This window comes from Azospirillum sp. B506 (assembly GCF_000333595.1).
Taxonomy (GTDB): Bacteria; Pseudomonadota; Alphaproteobacteria; order Azospirillales; family Azospirillaceae; genus Azospirillum.
The window spans coordinates 1-5,980 of sequence record NZ_BADK01000119.1; the positions used below are offsets into that span (position 1 = coordinate 1).

Sequence of the window (5,980 nt, forward strand, 5' to 3'; positions counted from 1 at the left end):
CGCTCGATGCGCCGGCCGGCGAGCTGGCCAGCGACAGCCTGACGCCGGTCCTGCGCGGCGAGCTGCGGCGGATCGGTTTCGGAGTGGCGGACGCCGGCCAAAAAGCACCAGGCGCCCACCCCCTGCGCTATCTGGTGACGCCGCTCAATGCCGGGGTGCTCGTCCGTCTCCAATTCGACCGCACCACGGCCTCGCGCCTGTGGCTGCGCAACAGTGCCGGCACCCTCCAAGCCGGCTCCCCCTTCACCGTACGGGAGGATGCCGCAGAATGACCGACCAGACGCAGCAACCGCCAACCGATGGCCCCGACCGCTCGCCCGATTTCCTCGCCGGCCCGACCATGCGGCAGACCGGCGGCCGGCGCCTGACCCGCGTGCCGATCTACATCCTGATCGGCATTTCAGCATTGGTTGCCATCGCCATCGCCTACACGATGAACGAGCGGGCCAAGCGCCGGGCGGCCGGCGTCGGCAGCACCGAAGTGGTGGCGGCGCCGGAGCCGGTGGACGCCAAGCCGCTGTTCGGGGCGGCGCAAAGCGCCGGCATCATCGAAGCACGGCGGGCAGCTCCGCCCCCGGCAACGCCGGCAACACCTCCTGCGATCACCCCCGCCACCCTGCCGGGGGCACCACCGGACCCGATGGGGCGAGGCCCCGCTGCCAATGGCGGGCGGACGCTGGAGGACGACGCCCGGATGCGGGCGTGGCAGCAGTATGACGCCGAAGTCCGGCGGATCGAGGAACAGCGCCGGGCGGCGCTGAAGGCAGCTCTGGAAGCGCCGACCACCGTCCCCAGCACCGCTCCCAGCCCGGGCAGATGCAGCAGCCGGCTGCGGCCGGTCCTGGCGCCGCCGGCACCAGCTCACAAGCACTCGCCCAACTCGCCAACGGTTTCGGCAGCTTGGGGTCGAGCGGCGGCCTGGGCGGGGCCGGTGGGACTGGTGGCGGTGCCGGCGGCTATGGCAGCGGGCAAGAGCGCGGGGGACAGGGCACCGGCCCGGATGCCAAACGCAACGTCCTCACTCAGCAGCCGGGGCGCGGCTCGCACCACCTCGCCGGCACCCGCGAGGCGGCACGGTCGCCCTATGAGGTGAAGGCTGGCGCCATCATCCCTGGTGTCATGGAAAGCGGCATCAACTCGGACCTGCCGGGCATAATCAAGGCGCGGGTGCGCGAGAACGTCTACGACACCGCCACCGGGCAATATCTGCTGATCCCCAAGGATTCCATGCTGATCGGCAGCTACGACAACGGGGTGGAGATGGGCCAGGAACGGGTGCTGATCGCCTGGAACCGGATCATCTATCCCGACGCCTCGTCGCTGGATCTCGGCAGCATGCCCGGCGCCGACCAGGGCGGCTATGCCGGCTTCTCCGATCAGGTGAACAACCACTATTTCCGGACCTTCGGCAACGCCCTGTTGCTGTCGATCTTCTCGGCCGGCGTCCAGCTCTCCCAGCCGCAGCAGCGCGGCGACACCCGCGGCGGCTATGACGCGCAACAGATCATTGCCGGCAGTCTCGGCCAGCAGATGGGCCAGCTCGGCGCGGAGTACGCCCGCAAGGGTCTGAACGTCGCTCCGACCCTGGAAATCCGACCCGGCTACCGTTTCAACATCATGGTGACCAAGGACATGATCATCCCACCTTGGTAGAAATGAGGAATGTGCGATAGGTGTTCTAAGAGCCGTTTCAATCTTAGCGGCGTTTAGATAACATTTATCGCTCCGTTCAAAAAATCACACCCCTATTACTAATATAGTAAATACACCCAAATCACTGCGCTTATTATCTTGTCCGATTGACTCCGATTAGCGCCATAATAATATGATGGCATTGAAAATTCTTGGGGTAAGGCTTGCCGTTCGGAACAGATCGGACGTGAGTGGAGACGCGGCTCGCTCTTTCACCATGTCGTGACAAGGGACTGAGCGTACATCCCAAACGCACAGAAATATTAGTGAGAGTATCGTTTGCGTCGCCACTCAGTAAATAACCAATCATGGCGCCTGACGGTGAAAGCGGAGCATATCGGCATGTAAGGAATTGGTCTTTCACATCACCCAAATAGTCGGCCAGGGTGCCAGGAGTTTCGAGCACCTTAGCCTCCAGTGGCCAAATGACTCGTGAATCCGCCCTAAAGACGAAGCCGATGTCGTATTGGGGCGGTTGTGCTGGAGAGGGTTGTTTAGTTTCCCGTTCATGTGGGCCATGCTGAACGACAAAAGGTTCGTAGCCCGACATGTGCTCTTGAATACTGGCTTCCAAACGCTCGGTTATACTTCGTTCAAGATCGGTGCCGTCGAACGGGGGGCGCGTCTTCAGAAGCTCATCATAGCCGCTCCACACCCGTTCCAACATGATATCTTCGCTGTTGCGCATCCAGATCGAAGCACCGGCGATGAAGGCCTCGTCGATTGGCGGTCTGGGCCGACTCCACTGCACACCTCCAATCACTGAATATGTCCTTTTTGCTGTGCGAACGCCATGATCTGAAATAGGTCCGCGGAAACTTCATCCGCATCGTTCAATGCGACCGAACGCGTCCAGTAACGCACCGCGTCCGGTTTCATCAGGAAGATTGTAGGCGACGATGCTTGGCCATCGTAAATGCGAGCGGCTAGGCTCTTGACCGCAGCTCTCCCGTGTTCGAACGAGCGACGCCGTTCGGCCATCCGCTGCATTTCGGCTAAGAGGGCTGGGGCGTCCACGCGTACATACCTCGGTTCGCCGCTGTCTTCTTCGACCAGTTCGAAAGAAACCAATCTAAAGGGCATGGGCTCCGTTCCCAACGGACAGAAGATGTTCGCTTGGACACCCTTGTCGGAGCCGAACCCCGCTTTGAGAACCCGCGTGAAATATTGGGCGTATTCGGTCAACACGGGTTCGCTGTCGCAAGATGGCTCAAACAAGGGAGAAGAGTTTTTGCATGTGGGACGCAGGCCCGGCTGATCGCGCACGTTGCGAAAATCGGTGACGTTGATGTCTACCATGTCCTCAATCAGTGCGCGCTCGGCGTCCGTCAACCCAAACGCGTCAAACACTTGGGTATCAAAATCCCTCGATCCTTTAATAAGGTCGAGATTGCCAGGGCGTGGCGGTAGTGGCACATCAAGGAGATCTCCCACCGTAGTCTCAGGACGATAGGTTGCCATGCGCCCGCTGGTTAACTGGAGGAAGTACACAGCCAGCTTGCTATTGTAAGTTAGACAAGCAGATGACAATATATCTTTGTCAGCGGTCACCGTAACGTAGCTTTGTGAGCAAAGAAGCCCTTTCAGCGTCTTTGATCGTACCAGTCTGGCTTGAAACCGTCCTGTCTTGATCTGCCAACCCTGTTTGATGAGCAACTGCGGTGCCGCAAATGCGGCGAAATTGGTCGACGCTTTTCTATCGGCTCGAATTTCGTCGACTATCTGCGGGACTTCTTCAGCATCGAGATACACCGCAGAACTCGCTGGAAACTGGTTTTCCACAAAGAGGCGTCGACCATTCAGTGAAGGAAAATGCTTTTTCCTGTCACCAAAGATGATCCCTTCCCTGGTTCGCGCCTTTTCTTGGGTGATCAATTTCGCGAGCGTCAGCCCTTTTCTCAGCTTTTGGAGCAGGCTGATGTCACGAGGCGTTCCCCACATCAGTGCCGTCCATACGAAAGGTTCGGATGCGGCATCGGATGCGTTGATCCAGCGATAGTCGCCGGGTTCGACAGACACTGCGAATTCTTCGACAGGTTCCGAGGGCGCTTTGGGACTGATATAGGCGATATGATGGTCCAACGATGGTGGTTGCGGACGAAGCACCACCACGCAGGCGGGCGAAACCGAAACCTTCCGTGTATGGAGTTTTCGTCCGAACATCCGGAAGCGTAAAGCCGACAGATTGAATACCGCCTCAACGGTGTGGCTTGAGAAAAGCCTCTGCCGGAAACGGATCGCGGGCTCCCCGCTGTTAAACAGCAATGAAGCGGCGGACTGAATTAGTGCCAACCGACCAGAAGATTTCAGAAGAGCTGCACCTTTGGCGATAAACAAGCAGCCGATGTCTTTGTTGGCAACTGGCCAACGATGGCGCTTGTCATTGCTCCACTCGCGCGCGACATCTGTCAGAAGATTCTTCCCCCACGGGGCATTGCCAATAATCAGGTCATAACATTTAACGCCTGGACCAATAGAACCCAAAGGGGTTACAAAGCCAGGATGTTCCTCGAAAAAGTCGGAACAGATCAAACGATCGCCGCGCATTGGCGGAAAATGTACGTCCGCCCAGTAGCGGCGTGGCTCTATTTCATCGCACATGGCGAGATAGAGACTGAAGCATGCAACACGCACCGCATGCTGATCTTTATCGACCCCCAACAGGTTTTCGGTGAGCATGCGGCGCATGACATCGGCGGTGATGGCTGTACCATCATGAGCCTTCTTCCACCGATGTACGAGGCGCTGGAACGCTTTAACGAGAAAGATGCCTGATCCACATGCCGGATCGAGAATATGAATATTCCAATCTGTCTCGTTCCAAGGCAAAACCTGATCGAGAACAAAGTCCACGAGGTGCGGGGGCGTATAGAAAATCCCCTCATCCGATGCTCGCTCGCTTACAAAGGTTTCATAAATGCTGCTAATAAATTCGAGCGGAATTACGTCGAACGAATAGAGCGGCCAGAGGCACACTTGGCCCGAACCAAAATCAATGTCGCCTCGAAGAAAGTTCGCGAGAAGGTGTAGATGTGATGCGTTGACTAAAGCGCGTTCGGCTTTCCAGCCTGAAGCACGTTCATCCGAAGTTACGCCTTTGCCCGGAAAGAGATCCCCATTGAAGCGGACGTTGAGCCAGTCGAACAGACGATAAGTATCCTCATAGTCTTCAAGAATTTCAGGCAAACTGCCATAGATCCTAGACAGAACACCGACTTCTTGGAGTTCGGCCAGTTTCGCGCCATCAAGAGCAGCGGCACCATCTGCGTCGCGCCGATCGAATAAAAACTGAACGAATATGACGCGCGCCAGCAGATCATGACAAACGTCGTCATCTTTAAGGCCAGCCACTCTCAATTGCTCCCGCATCTCGCTAAGATTTTGCAGTAGCATCTGATCGGCACGGCCATCTCGGTTGAAACGCTGTGCGTGTGCAGTCAAGAACTGGCCTGAAATCAGGTTCAGCCAGTGCAATACGCGAGCTGCACGAGCCTGCAACTCTCCTTCTCGGGATGCGATCAGATCTGATGCGCTGATCTGATGAACCACATGCCGCTCGACGAATTGGTCTCGCACGGGAGCTTCACAACAACTCCAGACCCGAACCAAGTGAGGTTCAATAGTAATAAGAACTGGACTATGGGAGAAATTCCAAGCTAACCGGTGAAGCTCTCGCAGCAAAGCGTCCGAAGCTTTACCCGCGAACTCCACAACTATACCGAGCGGAGCCTCCGTAGCATCGTCAGTCAAGCTAGTCGAAAGTATCCCGATCCGGCAATGCTGGCTAGGCTCCAACCGCTCCAAGGCGCGACCGATCTTATCACGAGCCAGCCGAACAAATGTTGCTGGTCCTGCTCCTGTCGGGGCAAGCATCTCCGACGCGTCTGGCCAACCCAAAACATGGGCGACCGCGCCGAGCGTCAATGGCTCAGTCGATGTCATGTGCCTAAACCGCGTCCATTTTGGGAACTGTAGTTTTTCCCCGTTGGGGTTGAGATGGTCTTTGACGGGGAAGCGATTTGCGACTGTGCATGGCTTCGGCTTGCAATGATCTCAGCCGAGCTACGCTCCTCAAACTGGACGTGATTTAAATCTAATCGTTCTTGAGAATCGCCGCCGAAGCGTCCTGGCCGCGCACGGCCTCGCGAGCGCTTTCTAATAGGATTGGCTTTTGCGATTGCCGCGTCGAAGGGAAGGTCATGGCTTTTGAGTTCGGAAAGCAGAACCGCGATAAGACCCAGATGCCCTGGTACCTCACCGATGCTGGCATAGTTCGAGATGGAATTCG

The 5,980-nt window shown here is 57.5% G+C and carries 4 protein-coding genes and 2 pseudogenes; 3 read left to right on the plus strand and 3 right to left on the minus strand.

Annotated elements, in window-relative coordinates:
* The 3 genes and pseudogenes from I71_RS38145 to I71_RS35565 form a co-directional block, all read left to right on the plus strand.
* Positions 1-272, plus strand: a pseudogene (locus tag I71_RS38145) (conjugal transfer protein TrbH); the annotation flags it as partial.
* Entirely contained in the window at positions 269-1,093 is an 825-nt protein-coding gene (locus tag I71_RS37120) for a hypothetical protein (protein ID WP_148294140.1), read from the plus strand. The pseudogene I71_RS38145 and the gene I71_RS37120, both read left to right, overlap by 4 nt.
* Complete coding sequence (locus I71_RS35565; protein ID WP_199902103.1) at positions 1,090-1,653, plus strand: TrbI/VirB10 family protein; 564 nt, start codon at positions 1,090-1,092, stop codon at positions 1,651-1,653. The genes I71_RS37120 and I71_RS35565 overlap by 4 nt, the downstream gene beginning before the upstream one ends.
* Before the next feature lie 133 nt (positions 1,654-1,786).
* Here I71_RS35565 and I71_RS35570 read toward each other — a convergent pair whose 3' ends face one another.
* From I71_RS35570 to I71_RS39115, 3 genes and pseudogenes are all read right to left on the minus strand, one after another.
* On the minus strand, positions 1,787-2,455 hold the full coding sequence (locus I71_RS35570; RefSeq protein ID WP_211098356.1) for a hypothetical protein: 669 nt from the start codon (positions 2,453-2,455) through the stop codon (positions 1,787-1,789).
* Positions 2,452-5,634: a class I SAM-dependent DNA methyltransferase gene (locus I71_RS04250; protein WP_042691078.1), complete on the minus strand. Its 3,183-nt coding sequence runs from the start codon at positions 5,632-5,634 to the stop codon at positions 2,452-2,454. The genes I71_RS35570 and I71_RS04250 overlap by 4 nt, the downstream gene beginning before the upstream one ends.
* Positions 5,631-5,980 (minus strand): annotated as a pseudogene (locus I71_RS39115) (hypothetical protein); the annotation flags it as partial. The pseudogene I71_RS39115 and the gene I71_RS04250, both read right to left, overlap by 4 nt.

What these genes read in the sequence shown, in the direction of transcription:
- I71_RS04250 (WP_042691078.1), bottom strand. Translation starts at nt 5,634, where the DNA reads ATGACATCGACTGAGCCATTGACGCTCGGCGCGGTCGCCCATGTTTTG.
- I71_RS37120 (WP_148294140.1), top strand. Translation starts at nt 269, where the DNA reads ATGACCGACCAGACGCAGCAACCGCCAACCGATGGCCCCGACCGCTCG.